The sequence below is a fragment of the Thermopolyspora flexuosa genome (genome assembly GCF_006716785.1).
In the GTDB taxonomy this organism is placed as follows: Bacteria; Actinomycetota; Actinomycetes; order Streptosporangiales; family Streptosporangiaceae; genus Thermopolyspora; species Thermopolyspora flexuosa.
The window spans coordinates 3,116,751-3,135,324 of sequence record NZ_VFPQ01000001.1; the positions used below are offsets into that span (position 1 = coordinate 3,116,751).

Annotated in this window: 16 protein-coding genes; 4 read left to right on the forward strand and 12 right to left on the reverse strand. The window is 73.4% G+C overall.

What is annotated here, in order from left to right; translation table 11 throughout:
• Positions 1-49 precede the first annotated feature (49 nt).
• The 11 genes from FHX40_RS13180 to FHX40_RS13230 all read right to left on the reverse strand — a co-directional run bounded on the left by FHX40_RS13180 (position 50) and on the right by FHX40_RS13230 (position 11,160).
• Entirely contained in the window at positions 50-1,444 is a 1,395-nt protein-coding gene (locus FHX40_RS13180) for a carotenoid oxygenase family protein (protein WP_142259881.1), read from the reverse strand.
• Between the two features lie 71 nt (positions 1,445-1,515).
• Positions 1,516-2,127 carry a TetR/AcrR family transcriptional regulator gene (locus FHX40_RS13185; RefSeq protein WP_142259882.1) on the reverse strand — a complete coding sequence of 204 codons (612 nt, stop codon included), beginning with the start codon at positions 2,125-2,127 and terminating at the stop codon, positions 1,516-1,518.
• A gap of 115 nt (positions 2,128-2,242) precedes the next feature.
• Complete coding sequence (locus FHX40_RS13190; protein WP_142259883.1) at positions 2,243-3,379, reverse strand: prephenate dehydrogenase; 1,137 nt, start codon at positions 3,377-3,379, stop codon at positions 2,243-2,245.
• 39 nt (positions 3,380-3,418) lie between these two features.
• Positions 3,419-3,781 carry a chorismate mutase gene (gene aroH / locus FHX40_RS13195; protein ID WP_142261761.1) on the reverse strand — a complete coding sequence of 121 codons (363 nt, stop codon included), beginning with the start codon at positions 3,779-3,781 and terminating at the stop codon, positions 3,419-3,421.
• Between the two features lie 63 nt (positions 3,782-3,844).
• Positions 3,845-5,140, reverse strand: coding sequence for a pseudouridine synthase (locus tag FHX40_RS13200; RefSeq protein WP_142259884.1), 1,296 nt, complete (start codon positions 5,138-5,140; stop codon positions 3,845-3,847).
• A complete protein-coding gene (scpB, locus tag FHX40_RS13205; protein WP_142259885.1) occupies positions 5,137-5,808 on the reverse strand; it encodes an SMC-Scp complex subunit ScpB in 672 nt (223 codons plus the stop codon). The genes FHX40_RS13200 and scpB overlap by 4 nt, the downstream gene beginning before the upstream one ends.
• Entirely contained in the window at positions 5,801-6,664 is an 864-nt protein-coding gene (locus tag FHX40_RS13210) for a segregation and condensation protein A (RefSeq protein ID WP_142259886.1), read from the reverse strand. Before FHX40_RS13210 ends, scpB begins: the two co-directional genes overlap by 8 nt.
• A 61-nt stretch (positions 6,665-6,725) precedes the next feature.
• A complete protein-coding gene (locus FHX40_RS13215) occupies positions 6,726-7,616 on the reverse strand; it encodes a ParA family protein (RefSeq protein WP_373286870.1) in 891 nt (296 codons plus the stop codon).
• A gap of 182 nt (positions 7,617-7,798) precedes the next feature.
• The gene (locus FHX40_RS13220; RefSeq protein ID WP_142259887.1) at positions 7,799-8,749 is read right to left on the reverse strand and encodes a tyrosine recombinase; all 951 of its coding nucleotides are present in this window, start codon (positions 8,747-8,749) and stop codon (positions 7,799-7,801) included.
• Between the two features lie 78 nt (positions 8,750-8,827).
• Positions 8,828-9,493, reverse strand: coding sequence for an NUDIX domain-containing protein (locus FHX40_RS13225; RefSeq protein WP_142259888.1), 666 nt, complete (start codon positions 9,491-9,493; stop codon positions 8,828-8,830).
• Positions 9,490-11,160: a CTP synthase gene (locus FHX40_RS13230; RefSeq protein WP_142259889.1), complete on the reverse strand. Its 1,671-nt coding sequence runs from the start codon at positions 11,158-11,160 to the stop codon at positions 9,490-9,492. The genes FHX40_RS13225 and FHX40_RS13230 overlap by 4 nt, the downstream gene beginning before the upstream one ends.
• Before the next feature lie 279 nt (positions 11,161-11,439).
• On the opposite strand from FHX40_RS13230, the gene FHX40_RS13235 reads away from it, so the two are divergent.
• Complete coding sequence (locus FHX40_RS13235; RefSeq protein ID WP_142259890.1) at positions 11,440-12,153, forward strand: acyltransferase; 714 nt, start codon at positions 11,440-11,442, stop codon at positions 12,151-12,153.
• Positions 12,154-12,669: 516 nt separating this feature from the next.
• The gene (locus FHX40_RS13240; RefSeq protein WP_142259891.1) at positions 12,670-13,290 is read left to right on the forward strand and encodes a DUF4126 domain-containing protein; all 621 of its coding nucleotides are present in this window, start codon (positions 12,670-12,672) and stop codon (positions 13,288-13,290) included.
• A 59-nt stretch (positions 13,291-13,349) separates the two neighbouring features.
• Here FHX40_RS13240 and uvrB read toward each other — a convergent pair whose 3' ends face one another.
• Positions 13,350-15,464, reverse strand: a complete 2,115-nt coding sequence (gene uvrB / locus FHX40_RS13245; RefSeq protein ID WP_142259892.1) for an excinuclease ABC subunit UvrB — start codon at positions 15,462-15,464, stop codon at positions 13,350-13,352.
• Positions 15,465-15,623: 159 nt separating this feature from the next.
• Here uvrB and FHX40_RS13250 point away from each other — a divergent pair, with 159 nt between their 5' ends.
• Positions 15,624-17,270 (forward strand): SPFH domain-containing protein, encoded by a 1,647-nt coding sequence (locus FHX40_RS13250; RefSeq protein WP_142259893.1) that lies wholly within the window; start codon positions 15,624-15,626, stop codon positions 17,268-17,270.
• On the forward strand, positions 17,267-18,526 hold the full coding sequence (locus FHX40_RS13255; protein ID WP_142259894.1) for an SPFH domain-containing protein: 1,260 nt from the start codon (positions 17,267-17,269) through the stop codon (positions 18,524-18,526). The genes FHX40_RS13250 and FHX40_RS13255 overlap by 4 nt, the downstream gene beginning before the upstream one ends.
• Positions 18,527-18,574: the final 48 nt, after the last annotated feature.

Consider the following 18,574-nt stretch of genomic DNA (forward strand, 5'->3'; position numbering starts at 1 on the left):
GGGATCGGGCACCCGCCCGCGCACGCGCGGGCGGGCCTGTGGATATCCGTCAGGCGTCGGGGATCCAGCTCCCGTGGAAGCCGAGCGGGATGCGCGCGGGCAGGTGCACCACGGCGACCGGCTCGCCGGTGAAGTCCTGCGCGGAGAGGATGAGCAGGTCGGCCGCGCCACGCTCCGGGTCGTTCACGAACGCGAGCACGTAGCCGTCGTCCTCGGCGGCCGCGCCCTCGGCGGGGACGAACACCGGCTCGCCCGCGTAGGCGTCCCGGTGCAGGGTGCGGGCCTGCACGGTGCCGGTGCGCAGGTCGTGCTTGAGCAGCGCGTTGCCGAACGCCGCGTCGTCCAGGTCGTTGAGGTCGACGTAGCCGTCGCCGAGCCGCTCGGTGAGCTCGCCGGTGACCACGGCGTAGCCGTACCGGTACGGCCGGCCGACCCGGCGCTCGTCGACGCGGGGGAACTCCTGCGGCCGGTCGTCGAGCCGGGTCACCGTCACCGTGCCCGCCGCCGGGTCGATCGTCCACCGGTCGAGCGCGGGCAGGCCCCCGGCGAGCCGGCCGCCGTCGAACAGGCGGGGGTAGACGACGAGGTCGATCACCACCCGGTCGCCGTCGTCGTAGGCGTTGAGCGTGTGGAACACCCAGCACGGCTCGATCTCGAACCAGCGCACGTCCGCCGCGCCGCCGTCGCGCGGCAGCAGCCCGACGCGGGCGGGCCGCCCGTCGGTCCAGGAGTACGGGATGTCGGCCCCCTGCCGGGCGAGCTCCATGTCGAACGTGACCGGCAGGTCGTAGACGACCACGTACCGCTCGGTGAGCGCGCAGTCGTGCACCATCGGCTGGTCGGGGATCGGGATGTCGACGGTGCGGGTGACGAGCCCGTCCCGGCCGATTCGCACGTACTGGACGTGCGCCCGGCCCCAGTAGTAGGCGATCGCGTGCAGCTCCCCGGTGGCCGGGTCGAGCTTGGGGTGGGCGACGTACCCGCCGGGCAGCGTGCCGCCGAAGTCGCACACGCCGAGCGTGTCGAGCTCGTACCCCAGCTCGTACGGCCGCGGCCCGGACTCGACGAGCGCGAGCGTGCGCCCGGCGTGGCCGATCACGTGGGTGTTGGCGGCGAAGTCCATGCCGGCGTGCACCGGGCCGCCGGGCCACGGCTCGCCCAGCCGCTCGGCCACCCGTGCCGAGCGCACCCACCGGTTGCGGTACCACTCGGCCCGGCCGTCGCGCAGCCGTACCCCGTGCACCATGCCGTCGCCGGCGAACAGGTGCAGCCGGGGGTCGTCGAGGTTCATCGGGTTCGGCCCGTTGCGCAGGTAGCGGCCGTTGAGCTCGGCCGGGATGCGGCCGGTCACCGGCAGGTCGAAGGCGGTGATCTCCTCGGTGACCGGGGTGAAGCCGCCGCGGAAGGCGGGGTGCTCGCCGACGCGGGACTCGGTGAGGGACATGTGGGGCACCTCCTGACGGTGGCGGTTCCGGCGGCGCAGGGCCCGCCGCCGGGCGTGCGCCCGCGGACCGCTCAGCGGCCGGTCCGCAGGCCGTCGAGCAGGGTCGCCAGCAGCAGGCGGAACCGGTCGGCCGCCTGCGCGGGGTCCACCATCCGGGCCAGCTCCAGGCTCACCGCGCCGTGCAGCGCCATCCACAGCGCGTCGGCGACCGCGGCCGGATCCCCGTCGCGGAGGACCCCGGCCCGCATGCAGGCGGCCACGGCCCGCACCGCGTAGGCGAGCGTGGACTTGCTGTAGCTCACCGCCTCGCTGCTTGGCTCGAAGCCGGGGACTGCGTCCTGGAACATGACCCGGTAATACTCCGGCTCGGCGAGCGCGTACTCCCGGTACGCCCAGCCGAGCGCCTCCAGATATGCGGCCGGTTCCAGGTCCTCGGGCACCCGGGCGAGGTGCCGCCCCAGCCGGGCGAACCCCTCCAGCCAGAGCGCCTCGACGAGCCCGTCCTTGCCGCCGAACATCGTGTAGATGACCTTGGTCGAGCACCCCACCTCGGCGGCGATCCGCCGTACCGTGAGCGAGCCCGCCCCCTCGGCCACGAGCAGCCGCGTGGCGGTGTCGAGGATCGCCGTCCGCACCGCGCCCTGCCCTGCCTGCCGGGCCCGCTCGTACGCGCTCACCGTCATGGTTAGGGTAACACCGTTTCTTATCGGTAACGCTGTTACCGCATTTGTACGGCAAAGCCGGTCACCCGTCAAGACCCGCGACGGATGACCGGCTCGCGAAACCCTGGGGTACGGCTCAGCCGGGCACGTCCCAGCCCTGGGCGCGCAGCGCCGCGGCGAGCACCCCGGCGGCCTCGGGCTGGACGGAGAGCTCGGCCATGCCCAGCGGCAGGCCGGGGGCGTGCTCCAGGCGCACGTCCTCGATGTTGACGCCGACCTCCTCGGCGACCTGGAAGAGCCGGGCGAGCTCGCCGGGGCGGTCGCCGATGACGACCTGCACGACCGCGTACGCGCGGGCGGGGCCGCCGTGCTTGCCGGGGATGCGGCCGCGGCCGGTGACGCCGCGCCGCAGCAGGTCGGTGACCTCGGCCATCGCCGGCTCCCCCGCTCTCGCGGTACGGCGCAGCGCCGCCGCGGCGGCGGCCAGGTCGGCGGCGATCGCCTCGAGCACCGCGGCGACCGGCAGCGCGTTGCCGGAGAGGATGCCGGTCCACAGGTCCGGGTCCCCGGCGGCGATGCGGGTGACGTCCCGCACCCCCTGCCCGGCGAGGCTGAGCGCGGTCTCCGAGGCGCCCGCGAGGCGGGCCGCGACGGCCGCCGCGGTCACGTGCGGGGCGTGCGAGACGATCGCGACCGCCTCGTCGTGCTCGGCCGCGCCGACCCGCACCGGCTCGGCGCCGCACAGCTTGATCAGCGACAGCACGGCCTCCACCGCGTCGGGCGAGGTCTGCTCGGTGGGGCAGTACGCCCACGGGCGGCCGAGGAACAGGTCGGCGCGGGCGGCCGCCGGGCCGGAGCGCTCGCTGCCCGCGAGCGGGTGCCCGGCGAGGTAGCTCGACAGGTCGCAGCCGATGGCGGCGGCGCGCTCCAGCGGCAGCGCCTTCACGCTCGCCACGTCGGTGTAGCAGCGGGCCGCGCCCTCCCGCTGCAGCCGCAGCAGCTCGTCGGCGACGTACGGCGGGGGCACCGCGACCACCGCGAGGTCGACGGGCGCGATCTCGTCCCGCCCGCCCGGCGGCGGCCACTCCCGGCCGGCGCCCAGCTCCCGGGCGAGCCGTACCGCCCGGTCGTCACGGTCGGCGAGGTACACCTCCAGGCCGTGCTCGCGCAGCGCGAGCGCGACCGAGGTGCCGATCAGCCCGGTCCCGACGACGAGAACGCTCGAGATGCTCACCGGCGCCCCGTCCCGCAGGTGGTCGCGCAGGGCCGCCATGACGTGCTCACGTGCGGATCCACTGGTGGCTCACCGCGCCTACTGGGCGATGTCCAGCCGCAGCGCGACCGCGCCCCGCAGGTAGACGTGCTGGATCTGCTGCCGAGGCTTGTCGGTCTCCACATGGGCCATGAGCCGGACCACGCGCGGCAGCGCACCCGGGACGTCGATCTCGGTGGCACAGATCAGCGGCACGTCGTGGAAGCCGAGCTTGCGCGCGGCGAGCGCCGGGAACTCCGCGTTGAGGTCCGGGGTGGCTGTGAAGATGACGCTGATCACGTCGTCGGTGGTGAGCTCGTTGCGCGCCATCACCTCGGTCACCAGCTCGGTGACTCCGGCCAGGATCGCCTCACGCTCGTTGGCGTCGACCTGGATGGCTCCGCGGATCGCCCGCACCCCCATGATGTTCCCTTCGTACATGCCCTCGCGGGGCGGCCGGCCCGGCCGCCCCGGGAAAACGGCGGACTACAAACCGACGGCGGCGTACAGTTCACCTATTTCGGTCACCGTCAGGGAACGGATCGTACCCGGCTTCAGCCGTCCCAGCCTCACCGGCCCGAACTCGATGCGGGCCAGGTCGATGACCCGGTGGCCGACCTCCTCCATCATCCGCCGCACGATGTGCTTACGGCCCTCGTGCAGCGTGATCTCCACGAGCGCGAGGTCGCCGTGCACCTGGACCACCCTGAACTGGTCGGCCCTGGCGATGCCGTCCTCGAGCTCGACGCCCTGCAGGAGCCACCGGACCACCTTGCGCGGCACCGGGCCGGGCACCTTCGCCAGGTACTTCTTCCGCACCCCGTAGCGGGGGTGGGTGAGCCGGTGGGCGAGCTCGCCGTCGTTGGTGAGCAGGATCAGGCCCTCGGTCTCGGTGTCGAGGCGGCCCACGTGGAACAGCCGGTACGGCAGGTCGGCGACGTAGTCGGCGATCGTCGGCCGGCCCAGCGGGTCGGACATCGTGCTGATCACGCCGATCGGCTTGTTGAACGCGTAGTAGGCCAGCTCGGTGTTGGTCGGGATGCGCTTGCCGTCGACGTGGATCACCTGGCGGGCGGGGTCGACCCGGGCGCCGAAGCGGCGCACCACCTGGCCGTCGACGGTGACCCGGCCCTCGCCGATCAGCTGCTCGCAGGCGCGGCGGCTCGCCACGCCGGCCGCGGCGAGCACCTTCTGCAGCCGCACGCCGCCGGGCACCTCGGTGGTGTCCCGCTCCTCGGGCCGGTCCTCGGGGAAGTCATCGTCGTCGTCCGGCAGGTCGAGCTCGACCTCGATGTCGCGGCCGCGGTCCCGGTCCCGGTCGGCGGAGCGGCCGAACCGGGCACGCACGGTCGCCGGCCGGGCCGGGCGCGGCGCGCCGCCGCGCTCCCGGGAGCCGCCGCCGACCGTGGTCACCGCGTCGTCGCCGAAGCGGCCGCGGCGCCGGTCCGCGCCGCGGTCCCCGCGGGCCCGCGGGCCCCGGTCCCGCTCGTTCCGGTCGCCGCCGTACGGCCGCCGCGCGCGGTCGTCCGCCGCGGTCTCGCGGTCGCGGGAGCGGCCGTACCGGGCGCGCAGGCCGGTCGCGGGGCGGCCGGTCTCCCGGCCGCGGGCCTCCTCCCCGCGCGTGCGGCCCGTGCGCGCGTCGCCCCGGACGCCGCCCGGGCCGCCGCGGGTGCCGCGGCCGTCTGCTGTGCGGCGCGGGTCGCCGCCACGGCCGGTGCCGTGGCCTCGGGCGCGCCCGTCACCGCGTCCATCACCGGACGGGGTGCCACGCCTCTTGCTCACTGTCTCTGCTCCTCAAGGCTTTCGATGTCGTCGGGGAGGAACGGGGCGAGCTCGGGAAGCTCGTCCAGGCTGCGCAGGCCCAGCCGTTCCAGGAAGTAGTTGGTGGTGCGGTACAGCACGGCCCCGGTCTCCGGGTCGGTCCCGGCCTCCTCGACCAGGCCGCGCGCGACCAGCGTGCGCATCACGCCGTCGCTGTTCACCCCGCGGATCGCGGCCACCCGGGCCCGGCTCACGGGCTGGCGGTAGGCGACGACCGCGAGGGTCTCGAGCGCCGCCTGGGTGAGCCGTGCCGTACGGCCGTCCCGGACGAAACGTTCGACGTAGGGGGCGCATTCGGCCCGCGTGTAGAACCGCCAGCCGCCGGCGACCTCTCTGAGGTCGAAACCCCGGCCGGCCGCGGTGTATTCCGCCGACAGCTCGCGCAGCAGCGCGTCCACCTCGCCGGTGGGGCGCTCCAGCACCTGGGCGAGGGTCACCGTGTCCACCGGCTCGTCCACGACCATGAGGATCGCCTCGAGCGCGGCCCGCAGGCTCGGCTCGGGCCGCTCCACGGGGTCCGGAGCGCCGCCGGCGTCGGCCTCGCGGGCCGTGTCCGGTACGGCGTCGCCGGTCCGGCCGTCCGTGGCATCGGGCGCGCCGGCGCCCGGGGCGGGATCCGGATCAGTCATCGGTGGTCTCTCCGCCTTCCGCAACGGGGGTTCGCTCGCCGCCGGCGGGGCCCTCGTCGTAGTCGTCGGTCACCGCCACCTCGCCGTCGTCGCCGCCGGTCCAGATCACGTGCAGCTCCCCGAGCGGTTCGAGCTGTTCGAAGGCGACGGCCGCCTCACGGTACAGCTCCAGCACCGCGAGGAAGCGTGCGACGACCTCGTGGATGCCCGCGCAGTCGGAGATGAGGGCGCGGAAGGTGGCCTTGCGCACCCGCCTGAGCCGTTCCACCAGGATAGCCGCCTGCTCGCGGACGCTCGCCCGCGGTTGATAAATGTGCTCGGTGGAGACGGTGGGCGGCTTCTTCGGCGTGAACGCCCGCGCGGCGATCCGGGCGAGGCCCTCCGGGCCGACGCCGAGCACGAGCTCGGGCAGCAGCCCGGCGAAGTGCGGCTCCATCGGCACCTGCCGGGGATACCGCAGCGCCTCCTCGGCCATGCGGACGGCGAACACCTTGGCGACCTCCTTGTACGCCCGGTACTGCAGCAGCCGGGCGAACAGCAGGTCGCGGGCCTCGAGCAGGGCGAGGTCCTCCTCGTCCTCCACCTCGCCGCTCGGCAGCAGCCGCGCCGCCTTGAGGTCGAGCAGGGTGGCGGCGACGAGCAGGAAGTGGCTCGCCTGGTCCAGGTCCCAGTCCGGCCCGCGGGAGCGGATGTACGCGATGAACTCGTCGGTGACCTGGTGGAGGGAGACCTCGGTGATGTCGAGCTTGTGCTTGGAGATCAGGCTCAGCAGCAGGTCGAACGGCCCCTCGAAGACCTCCAGGTGAACCTGGAAACCCTCGGCCGTCTCCCGTGTGGTCTCCTGCTGCGCGGTCACCGCACCATTCTCCCGCACATCGCCGCGCGGCGGCGCCGCTCGCCGCGCGCGGCCACGGCGGTCACTCCCGCTTGGGCCAGCGGGCGAGCAGCTCCCGGGCGAGCTCGCGGTAGGCGGCCGCGCCCAGCGACGCCGGGTCGAACTGGGTGATCGGCTCGCCGGCGAGCGTGGCGTCCGGGAACCGCACGGTGCGGTTGATCACGGTGTGGAAGACCTTGTCGCCGAACCCCTGCATGATCGTCTGCAGCACCTCACGCGCGTGCAGCGTGCGCGGGTCGTACATGGTGGCGAGGAGGCCGTCGATCTCGAGGTTCTTGTTGAGCCGCTCCTTGACCTTGTTGATCGACTCCATCAGCAGCGCCACGCCGCGCAGCGCGAAGAACTCGCACTCCAGCGGGATGATCACGCTGTGCGCCGCGGTGAGCGCGTTGACCGTGAGCAGGCCGAGCGACGGCTGGCAGTCGATCAGGCAGATGTCGTAGTGCGGGATGAGCGGCTCCAGGGCCCGGGCCAGCGCGTACTCGCGGGCGACCTCGTTGACCAGCCGGATCTCCGCTCCGGAGAGGAAGATGTTGCTGGGCAACAGGTCCATGTTCTCCACGCTGGTCTGGAGCAGGACGTTGTCGGTGGTGACGTCCGCCTCCTCCATGATGAGGTCGTAGACCGTCACCTCCAGCGGGCGGGGGTCGATGCCCAGCCCCACCGACAGGGCGCCCTGCGGGTCGAAGTCGACCAGCAGCACCTTCTGCCCGACCTCGGCGAGCGCCGCGCCGAGGTTGATGGTGGTCGTCGTCTTGCCGACGCCGCCCTTCTGGTTGACCATGGCGACCACCCGGGCCGGGCCGTGGGTGGTCGGCGGCACCGGCTCCGGGAAGACCGGACGCGGCCGCCCCGTGGGCCCGAGCACCTGCCCGGAGGCGTCAGCCCAGGTTCCCTCGGGAGTGGCCCCCAGGGGAGTTTCGTGGGTCGTCGTCGTTGTCACCAGATGAACCTCCCTGACAGCCCCGAAACGGACCGTCCGGACGGACACTATGGGGTCAGCATGTATGCGGCAAGGCGACTCGCCCGGTAACGCCAAAGTTCGGTCCGGCGGGCGACGGCTCCGCGGCGCTCGAGAGCGTGAACGTCCCGGAACTAGTCGACCGAGACCAAAGTGTAGACCTGTGCCGTGCTTACCGAGGCGAGGCCGAGGAGTTCCCGGACAACTCTGACATCCGCGCCGCCGTCGATGAGCCGGGCGGCGAACGAGTGCCGCAGCATGTGCGGCGAGATGCCGCCGAGGCCGGCGCGCTCGGCCGCCGCCTGGAGCACCCCCCAGGCGCCCTGCCGGGTGAGCCGGCCGCCTCGGGCGTTGAGGAAGAGCGCGTGGGTGCCGCGGCCACGGCCGTGCGCGGCGATCGCCGGCCGCGCCCGGGTGAGGTAGGCGCGCAGGGCGTCGCGCGCGGACCGGCCGAGCGGCACCGCGCGGGTGCGGCCGCCCGCGCCGCGCAGCCGTACCCGCTCCACGCCGGTGGTGCGCCGCTCGCCCCCGTCCCCGGCGCCGTCGTCGCCGAGCTCCACGTCGTCGACGGCGAGCCCGACCACCTCGGAGATCCGCGCGCCGGTGCCGTACAGCACCTCGAGCAGCGCCCGGTTGCGCAGCGTGAGCGGCGCGTCCTCGGGGCCCAGCGCGGCGAGCAGCCGCTCGACCTCGCCCGCGCCGATCGCCCGCGGGGTACGGCGCGGCCGCCGCGGCGGTCGCACCCGCCCGGCCGGGTCGTGGGAGGCGAGCCCCTCGCGCACCGCGAACCGGTGCAGCCCGCGCACCGCCGACGCGGCCCGGGCCGCCGACCCGTCGCAGAGCGCGCGGTGCCGCTCGTCGCCCGCGCGCAGCGCGTCGAGGAACGCGGCCACGTCATCCTCGCTCACCTCGGCGAGGCTGCGCCGGCCCCGCTCCTCCAGGTACTCCAGGTAGCGCCGCAGGTCACGCCGGTAGGACGCGAGCGTGTTCGCGGCGAGGCCGCGTTCCGTGGCGAGATGGGTGAGGTACTCCGCCAGCACGGCGTCGGCGTCGGCGTGCGCGTCCAGGGCGTGACCTCCCGTCATGCCGATTCACCAGACTCGGGCCCCGGCACGGGGGACGCCCGGGGCGGGGGTGCGCCCCGCGCGTGCCGGCGCGCGGGGTCAGTCCTCCGGGGCGTCGGCGGGCCGCAGATCGGCGAAGCCGCCGGCCGAGGCAGCGTACGCGGCGAGGATACCCGCCACCGCCTGGGAATTGTGGATCTTTCCGGACAACGCCTTCGCGACGGCCTCCTCGAGCGGCACCCACACCACCGGCATGTCGATCTCCTCGTGCCGGCGCTCGTGCGCGAACTCCCCGTCGGGGATCGGCTCCACGTCCCGGGCGAGGAAGATGCGCATGCGCTCGTTCGCCATGCCGGGCGAGGTGAACAGGTCGACCAGGGTGTGCCAGGTGGCGGCGCGGTAGCCGGCCTCCTCGGCGAGCTCGCGCCGCGCGTTGTCGAGCAGCGACTCGCCCGCGACGTCGCGCAGCCCGGCCGGGATCTCCCACAGCAGCCGCCGTACCGGGTGGCGGTACTGCCGCAGCAGCAGCACCCGGCCCGCGTCGTCGAGCGCGACCACGGCGACCGAGCCGGGGTGCAGCACGTAGTCGCGCTCGGCGGGCTCGCCCTCGGGCATGGTCACGCTGTCGGTGCGGACCGAGATCACCCGGGCCTGGAACCGGTCCTTGGAGGCGACCACCTCCCAGGACTCGGGCACGTCGACGACGTCGTCCGGGGTGAGCTTCGGCGCGGAACCGGATCCGCGATCGCCGGGCCTGGCCGTCACCGCCCCTGCCCCGCCTTCACCGCGGCCTCGCGGCTCTGCGCGTACGCCAGGGCCGCGGTCACCAGCCCGCGGAACAGCGGGTGGGGACGGGTCGGCCGGGACCGGAACTCCGGATGGGCCTGGGTGCCGATGAAGAACGGGTGGATCTCCGGCGGCAGCTCGGCGTACTCGACGAGGCGGCCGTCCGGCGAGGTCCCGGAGAAGACCATGCCGACCTTCTCCAGCGTCTCCCGGTAGGCGTTGTTCACCTCGTAGCGGTGCCGGTGCCGCTCGGACACCTCGGCCTTGCCGTACAGCCGGCGGGCGAGGCTGCCCTCGGCGAGCTTGGCCGGGTAGAGGCCGAGCCGCATGGTGCCGCCCATGTCGCGCTGGCCGGCGACGACGTCCCGCTGGTCGGCCATGGTGGAGATGACCGGGTGCGGGGCGTCCGGGTCGAACTCGGTGCTGTTCGCGCCCTCGATGCCGGCGAGGTTGCGGGCCGCCTCGATCACCATGCACTGCATGCCGAGGCAGATGCCGAGCAGCGGGATGCCGTTCTCCCGGGCGTGCCGGACCGCGCCGACCTTGCCCTCGATGCCGCGCACCCCGAAGCCGCCGGGGATGAGCACGCCGTCGACGCCGTCGAGCTCGCGGGCCGCGCCCTCCGGGGTCTCGCAGTCGTCGCTCTTGACCCAGCGGATGTTCACCCGCGCGTCCACGGCGAACCCGCCCGCGCGCAGCGCCTCGGTGACCGACAGGTAGGCGTCGGGCAGGTCGATGTACTTGCCAACGAGCGCGATCGTCACCTCGTGGGCGGGCCGGTGCACCCGGCGCAGCAGGTCGTCCCACTCGGCCCAGTTCACGTCGCGGAACGGCAGGCCGAGGCGGCGCACCACGTAGGCGTCGAGGCCCTCGGCGTGCAGCACCTTGGGGATGTCGTAGATGCTCGCGGCGTCGACCGCGGAGACCACGGCCTCCTCGTCGACGTCGCACATGAGGCTGATCTTGCGCTTGAGGCTCTGCGGGATCGGGCGGTCCGAGCGGCACACGATCGCGTCGGGCTGGATGCCGATGCTGCGCAGCGCCGCGACCGAGTGCTGGGTGGGCTTGGTCTTCAGCTCCCCGCTCGGGCCGATGTACGGCAGCAGCGACACGTGGAGGAAGAACACGTTGTCGCGGCCCACCTCGTGGCGGACCTGCCGTACCGCCTCGAGGAACGGCAGCGACTCGATGTCCCCGACCGTGCCGCCGACCTCGGTGATGACCACGTCCACGTCGGGACCGGCCATCGCCCGGATGCGTTCCTTGATCTCGTTGGTGATGTGCGGGATCACCTGCACGGTGTCGCCCAGGTACTCCCCGCGCCGCTCCTTGGCGATCACGTTGGAGTACACCTGTCCGGTGGTGACGTTCGCCGACCCGTGCAGCTCGGTGTCGAGGAAGCGCTCGTAGTGGCCGATGTCGAGGTCGGTCTCGGCCCCGTCGTCGGTGACGAACACCTCCCCGTGCTGGAACGGGTTCATCGTGCCGGGGTCGACGTTGAGGTACGGGTCGAGCTTCTGCATCGTGACCCGCAGGCCGCGGAGCTTGAGCAGGCGGCCAAGGCTGGAGGCCGTCAGGCCCTTTCCGAGACTTGAGGCGACGCCGCCGGTGACGAACAGATGCTTGGTGTTTGCGGCGCTGCGCACATGGGCTCCCGTGGTCCGAAGTGTGGCGGCCGGTCTGACTGACTCAGCGCGCTGTCCACGGGCTCTCAGGATATCAAACCCCGCTCGCGAAGCGCCGGAACAGTAACCACGTATCCGACATACCGGACAGATTGGGTCATCTCGGGGCATGCGGCGGGCGGGAACGCCTGTGCGGGCGCGGGTTCCGGTGTCCGGCCGCCGGTGCCGCACGGGCGGAATCATGGTCTGGCGGGACCCAGCGTTCCCGACTTTACTGACCAAGCGGTAACTTTTCGCGATATGTCACTGCGTGCCGCTCTGCGCCGCGCCACCGGCCACCTGATCCACAAGGGGTGGGCCGCCGTCCGCGCGGCCGGGGCCATCAGCCCGGCCAACCCCGCCGGGTATCGCTTCCGCCGGCTCGGCGAGGGCGCCTGCATCGCCTTCCCGGTCGGTGCGATCTTCGGCGAGGAGTGGATCGAGATCGGCGACCACTCCCTCATCGGCGAGCGCGTCTCGCTGTCGGCCGGCATGACCCCGGGTCTCGACCTCGGCCCCGATCCGATCGTCCGGATCGGCGCGGGCTGCTCGATCGGGCGGGGCAGCCACATCGTCGGACACCAGTCGATCGAGATCGGCGACCACGTGTTCACCGGGCCGTACGTCTACATCACCGACCAGAACCACTCCTACGACGACCCCGAGCAGCCGATCGGCCGCCAGTGGCCGCGGAACAACCCGGTCTCCATCGGATCGGGCTCCTGGCTCGGCGCGGGCGCGATCATCCTGCCCGGCACCCGGATCGGCCGCCAGTCGGTGGTCGCGGGGGGCGCGGTCGTCCGCGGGCAGTTCCCCGACCACTGCGTGCTCGCGGGCGTCCCGGCCCGGGTGGTCCGCGTCTACACGCCGGGCGAGGGCTGGCACCGCCCCCCCGACAGGGCGTCCGGGCACCGGCCCGGCCTGGACGACCTCCCCCTTCCTCCCGGCGTCCTGGAGGAGCTCACCCGGCAGTGACCCCGGACGGCGGGCCCTTGTGATCGCACCCCGGTGTGCGGCCGCGCGCCCGGACACGGTGTGACCGAGCCCGCCGGATCGCGCCCGTAGCGGTCCGCCGCGGCAGGGCACCGCACCGGGCGAGATGACCGGGCGGCACTGTACGGCACCGCCGGGCGGTACGGCCCGGCGGTGCGGCCGTGACGCCGCCGCCGTGCCCGGCGAGCCCACACCGCGATCGCCCCTGCCCTGAGGCCGCGGCCGGAACGCCGGGATCGGACGCCGCGCCCGCCTCCGGAGGCCGCGGCGGCGCTCCCGCCGAGCGCCGCGGGCACCCGCGAGCGCGCGCCGTGCCCTGGGATCATCGCCGGGCGCCGCGACACGGTACCGCGACACGGCGCGGCGGCCGGCGCCGGAACCGGAGGCCGGGGCGGGCACCGGCCGGACACGAATCGGCCGCGATCCCCGCAATCCCGCACGCGGGGCGCCGGACACCGGCATCGTGGTCCCCACGGGCAAAACCGACCAGGAGGTGCGATGTTCGAGGCCCTGACCGGGCTCGGCCTGTCCACCGCGGCCGGCCTCAACGCCTACATTCCCGTGCTCGTCGTCGGCGTGCTCGCCCACTTCACCGACGCGATACGGCTGCCGCCCGAGTACGCCTGGCTGTCGAGCGGCTGGGCCCTGGGGGTCGTCGGGGTGCTGCTCCTCGCCGAGATCGTGCTCGACAAGGTGCCCGTGGTCGACCACGTCAACGACGTGATCCAGACCGCGGTGCGCCCGGCCGCGGGCGGCATGGTCTTCTCCGCCACCCAGGCGGCCGCCGAGCTGGACGGCTCGGCCTGGCTCGCCGAACGCCCGTGGCTCGGCTGGACCCTCGGCATCGTGGCCGCCCTCGCCGTGCACGCGCTCAAGGTCGCGGCGCGGCCGATCGTCAACGCCACCACCGGCGGGCTGGGCGCGCCCGTGGTGAGCACCGCCGAGGACGCCGGATCGCTCGGCATCAGCCTGCTCGCGATCTTCCTCCCGATCCTGATCCTGCTGGCCCTGGCGTTCTTCGCGGTCTTCGCCTGGTGGGCGATCCGGAAGATCCGCGCCCGCCGTGCCGCCCGCCGGGCGGCCGCCGCGGCCGCGTCCCCGGCCGAGGACCGGTCCTGACTCCCCGGGCCCGCCCCGCCGGCGGGCCCCTTCGCGGTCAGGACACCCCGGCTTCGCGGTCAGGACACCCCGGCCTCGCGCATGTCGCGCAGCTCCCGCTTGAGCTCCTTGATCTCGTCGCGCAGCCGGGCGGCGAGCTCGAACTGCAGGTCGGCCGCGGCCTGGTGCATCTGCTCGGTGAGATCCTTGATCAGCGACTCGAGCTGGGCGCGCGGCATCTCCCCCGCGATCGCCTTCGCGTGCCGGCCCGCCGCGGGCAGCCGTCCCGCCGCGCCCGGCACCGGGGCCTTGCCGCGGCTCTGCGTGCGGCCGCCGCCGAGCAGCCGCTCGGTGTCCGCGTCCTCGCGGGCGAGCTGGTCGAGGATGTCGGCGATGCGCTTGCGCAGCGGCTTGGGGTCGATGCCGTGCTCCTTGTTGTAGGCGATCTGCTTGGCGCGGCGCCGGTTGGTCTCGTCGATCGCCCGCTGCATCGCCGGGGTGATCGTGTCGGCGTACATGTGCACCTGGCCGGAGACGTGCCGGGCCGCGCGGCCGATCGTCTGGATGAGCGAGGTCTCCGAGCGCAGGAAGCCCTCCTTGTCCGCGTCGAGGATGCTCACCAGCGACACCTCGGGCAGGTCGAGGCCCTCCCGCAGCAGGTTGATGCCGACGAGCACGTCGTACTCGCCCATGCGCAGCTCGCGCAGCAGCTCCACCCGGCGCAGCGTGTCCACCTCGCTGTGCAGGTAGCGCACCCGGATGCCGAGCTCGAGCAGGTAGTCGGTGAGGTCCTCGGCCATCTTCTTGGTGAGCGTGGTGACGAGCACCCGCTCGTCCCGCTCGGCCCGCACCCGGATCTCGTGCACCAGGTCGTCGATCTGGCCCTTGGTCGGCTTCACCACGATCTCCGGGTCGACGAGCCCGGTGGGCCGGATCACCTGCTCGACCACGTCGCCGCCGACCCGCCCCAGCTCGTACGGCCCCGGGGTGGCCGACAGGTAGACCGTCTGGCCGATGCGCTCGAGGAACTCCTCCCACTTCAGCGGCCGGTTGTCGAGCGCGCTCGGCAGCCGGAAGCCGTGCTCGACGAGGGTGCGCTTGCGCGAGGCGTCGCCCTCGTACATCGCGCCGATCTGCGGCACGGTCTGGTGCGACTCGTCGATCACCAGGAGGAAGTCCTCGGGGAAGAAGTCGAGCAGCGTGTTCGGCGGGCTGCCGGGCGGGCGGCCGTCGATGTGCCGCGAGTAGTTCTCGATGCCCGCGCAGGTGCCGACCTGCCGCATCATCTCGATGTCGTAGGTGGTGCGCATGCGCAGCCGCTGCGCCTCGAGCAGCTTGCCCTGCCGTTCCAGCTCGGCGAGCCGCTCGGCGAGCTCGGCCTCGATGTCGCGGATCGCCCGCTCCATGCGCTCCGGGCTCGCCACGTAGTGCGAGGCCGGGAAGATGTAGATCTCCTCGTCCTCGCCGAGCACCTCGCCGGTGAGCGGGTGGAGCGTGACCAGCCGCTCGATCTCGTCGCCGAACATCTCGATGCGGACGGCGAGCTCCTCGTACTGCGGGATCACCTCGATCGTGTCGCCGCGCACCCGGAAGGTGCCCCGGGTGAACGACACGTCGTTGCGCGTGTACTGCATCTCGACCAGCCGCCGCAGCAGCGAGTCCCGCTCGATCTCCTCGCCGACGCGGAGCGCGAGCATCTGGTCGACGTACTCCTGCGGGGTGCCCAGGCCGTAGATGCACGAGACGGAGGCGACCACGACGACGTCGCGGCGGGTGAGCAGCGCGGTGGTGGCCGAGTGGCGCAGCCGGTCCACCTCGTCGTTGATCGACGAGTCCTTCTCGATGTAGGTGTCGGTCTGCGGGACGTACGCCTCCGGCTGGTAGTAGTCGTAGTAGGAGACGAAGTACTCCACCGCGTTGTGCGGGAGCATCTGCCGCAGCTCGTTCGCGAACTGCGCGGCGAGCGTCTTGTTCGGCTGCATCACCAGCACCGGGCGCTGCAGCCGCTCGATCAGCCAGGCGATCGTCGCGGTCTTGCCCGTGCCCGTGGCGCCGAGCAGCACGACGTCCTTCTCGCCCGCCTTGATGCGCCGCTCCAGCTCGTCGATCGCCGCCGGCTGGTCGCCGGACGGGGTCATGTCGGTGACGACCTGGAACGGCCGCACCTTCCGCTGCACATCGGTTACCGGCCTCACGTCTTTCAACCTACGCGCTCCGGCCGACAGTTCGTCCCCGGCACCGCCGCGCAGGCCCGCCCCGCGCCGGTCCGGTCCCGGCCCGCAAGCGCGGTGCGACCGAATTGTGAGCACCGGCCGGTACGGTACCAACCCCCTGACCGACGAAGTGAGGAAGCGATGACATCACCGCGACAGGGAGTCGCGCGCCGGGCCGCGGCCGCCGCCCAGCAGGTGGCGCAGGCGGTCGCCCAGGGCGCCGACCCCCGCCAGGCCGTGCTCGAGGCGGCCACCGGGCAGGCCGGGGGCGACGGCGGCGGCGCCGAGCCCGCGTTCCGGCTCGACCCCGGCGACTTCGCCGCGGCCCGCCAGCACGGGCTGTCGGCGGGCACCATGATCGAGGCGCGCACCGCGCCGCTCGGCGAGGCCGGGGAGGTGATCAACCGCGGGTACCAGACGCAGGGACCCGGCGGTGAGCCGATCCACGTCATCTCCCCCGTGGTCATCCCCAAGGGCGGGACGGCCCGCATCGTCCTGCCGCTCACCGTGCTCGCCGGCCTCGGCGTGGTCGGCCTGGCCGGGATCGGGCTGCCGGACGCGGTGCGCGTGCTGTTCGGCCCGCAGTACTGGGCCGTGCTCGTGCTCGCGGCCGCGTTCCTGTGGTGGCGGCGCAGCGTGGTGACGGTGCCCGACGGCTGCAAGGCGCTGATCACCCAGTTCGGCAAGCTCGTGCAGGTCGCCGAGCCGGGCCGGGTGACGCTGTTCAACCCGTGGAAGCGGGTCGCGTACATCGTCAACACCACCCGCGAGTTCCCGTTCAACGCCCCGATCCGGGAGGCCCCCACCCAGCAGGGCGTCAAGGCCTCGGTCGACCTGTTCCTGCAGTTCCGCATCGAGGACCCGGCCGAGTTCATCTTCGTGCTCGGCTCGGTGAGCGGTTTCCAGGCGAAGCTGCAGAACGCGGTGAGCGAGGTGACCCGCAGCCTCATCTACGCCCAGCGCGCCGAGGACATCTACGACCTGGTGGGCGAGAGCACCCAGGGCATGCTCGACAGCCTCAACCAGCAGTTCCTGCCCGCGGTACGGCTCACCGACGTGAACATCACCCACGCCGAGCCGTCCAGCCGCGAGTACCGCATGGACCTCGCCGCGCCCGAGATGATCCGGGTGGCGAAGGAGGCGTACACCTACGAGTACGAGCTGCAGCTCCGCAAGGAGCAGAACGAGGGTGACCTGAGCAAGGAGCTCGCCGGGCTGCAGGAGACGCTCTCGGCGATCCAGGCCGACATCGCCGGATACCAGGCGCAGATGGACACCGCGCTGGAGCGCGAGTCGAACAAGGCGAAGGCGCTCGCCGCCCAGCGCATGGTGGAGGCGGAGAGCACGGCGAAGGCGAACGCGGCGCTGCTCGAGGCGCAGGCGCTCGACATCCGGGCGCTGAGCGCGGCCGCCGCGCCGGAGATCCTCAACTACCGCTTCCAGCAGGACGTGCTCGACCGGCTGGAGAGCGTCGCCTCCCGGCTGCCGCAGGTGGTGCAGGTCGGCGACGAGGGCACGGTGAACTTCCTGGCGATCGCCCAGGAGCTGATCGGCGGCGCCGAGGCGGCGCTGTTCTCCGAGGCCGAGGCCTCCGCGATCCGCGCCCGGCTGGACGAGATCTCCCGGCGGGTCGCCGAGCGCCAGGCCGAGGTGGACCGGCTGCTGCGCGGCGGCGACGACGAGCCGGCGCCCGCCGCGGTCGCCGCGGGTTTCCCTGACGGCACCACCGACGGCGGAGTCACGGGTACGGCGGGCACGGCGGCCGCCGGGAACGAGGAGCGGGCATGAGCAAGGAGTTCTCCAGGATCAAGGAGGCGCTGGCCGGCTGGTCGGAGATCCGGCAGCTGCTGCGCGGCGGCGAGCAGGGCCGGCTCGTCCCGGTCGTGATCCCCAAGGACCGGCGGGGCTTCGCCTGGGTGGCGCCGCTGCTGCTCGCCGTCTACCTCGCGGGCACCGCGGTGCTCGCCGACGGCGTGATCTCCGGGGCGGCCGCCGCCGGCGCGGTCGTGCTGCTGCTCGCCACCGGCGTGTGGCTGTGGCGCAGCGCGATCATCGAGATCGAGGAGGGCACCACCGGGATCCGCAGCCGGTGGGGCGCGATCGTCGGCACCCTCTCCCCCGGCCGCCACTACCTGTGGCTCCCCTGGGACCGGGTGGACGCGGTCGTCGACACCTCCACCGAGATCCCGTACACCGCGCCGGTCACCTCCTGCCCGACCGCCGAGGACGTGCCGCTGAAGGCGATCGAGTTCTTCCTCAAGTTCCGCATCGTCGACCCGGTGGCGTTCGTGCGGACCATCGGCGCGAGCAACTTCGACATGGTGCTGTCGAGCGCGGTGCAGGACGCGATCCGGCAGCGCGCCCGCCAGGTCACCACCGAGCGCGCCCACGACCTGCGCGGCTCCGACGTCGGCGACATGCAGGAGGCGCTCAACCGGCGGCTCGGCCGGTACGGCGTGCGCATCACCGGCGCGAACATCCCCGACGTGCAGCTCCCCGACCAGTACCAGCAGCACCTGGCCACCCGGGAGAAGGTGGCCAAGGAGATGGCGGCGTACGAGCGGGAGTGGGAGCTGACCCGCAGGCGGCGCATCGACACCCTGCTGATGGAGATCGAGCGGGCGAAGAAGACCCGCGACGCGCGCATCGTCGAGGTGAAGGCCGCGCACAACACCGCGCGCAAGGACGTGGCGCGCATGCTCGAGGAGCAGGAGACCGAGGCGCAGCGGGTGCGCTGGGAGATCGAGGCGCGCGGCCGGGCCCAGCTCACCGCCGCGGAGAACGAGGCGAAGGCGCTGCGCCGGCTCGCCGAGGCCTACCGGGACAACCGCGCGGTGCTCCAGTACGAACTCGCCCGGCGGCGGCTCGACGTGGGCGCCAAACTCGCCGAGGCCGCGCCGCAGCCGGTGGTGGTGCGCACCTCGGGCGGCGACACCTCGGCCCTGTCCACCCTGCTGCTCGCCCAGTACCTGCCCCGGCTCACCGAGGCCGGCCGTACCGCGCGGGCGCAGGTGAACGGGGAGCACGCGCCCGCCTCGGGATGACCGGGGTGATCCGTCCGGCACGACCAGGACCGCCCCGCGACCCCGCAG

What these genes read in the sequence shown, in the direction of transcription:
- FHX40_RS13185 (WP_142259882.1), bottom strand. Translation starts at nt 2,127, where the DNA reads ATGACGGTGAGCGCGTACGAGCGGGCCCGGCAGGCAGGGCAGGGCGCG.
- scpB (WP_142259885.1), bottom strand. Translation starts at nt 5,808, where the DNA reads ATGACTGATCCGGATCCCGCCCCGGGCGCCGGCGCGCCCGATGCCACG.
- FHX40_RS13240 (WP_142259891.1), top strand. Translation starts at nt 12,670, where the DNA reads ATGTTCGAGGCCCTGACCGGGCTCGGCCTGTCCACCGCGGCCGGCCTC.
- FHX40_RS13190 (WP_142259883.1), bottom strand. Translation starts at nt 3,379, where the DNA reads ATGGCGGCCCTGCGCGACCACCTGCGGGACGGGGCGCCGGTGAGCATC.
- FHX40_RS13255 (WP_142259894.1), top strand. Translation starts at nt 17,267, where the DNA reads ATGAGCAAGGAGTTCTCCAGGATCAAGGAGGCGCTGGCCGGCTGGTCG.
- FHX40_RS13220 (WP_142259887.1), bottom strand. Translation starts at nt 8,749, where the DNA reads ATGACGGGAGGTCACGCCCTGGACGCGCACGCCGACGCCGACGCCGTG.
- FHX40_RS13235 (WP_142259890.1), top strand. Translation starts at nt 11,440, where the DNA reads ATGTCACTGCGTGCCGCTCTGCGCCGCGCCACCGGCCACCTGATCCAC.
- aroH (WP_142261761.1), bottom strand. Translation starts at nt 3,781, where the DNA reads ATGGGGGTGCGGGCGATCCGCGGAGCCATCCAGGTCGACGCCAACGAG.
- FHX40_RS13250 (WP_142259893.1), top strand. Translation starts at nt 15,624, where the DNA reads ATGACATCACCGCGACAGGGAGTCGCGCGCCGGGCCGCGGCCGCCGCC.
- FHX40_RS13180 (WP_142259881.1), bottom strand. Translation starts at nt 1,444, where the DNA reads ATGTCCCTCACCGAGTCCCGCGTCGGCGAGCACCCCGCCTTCCGCGGC.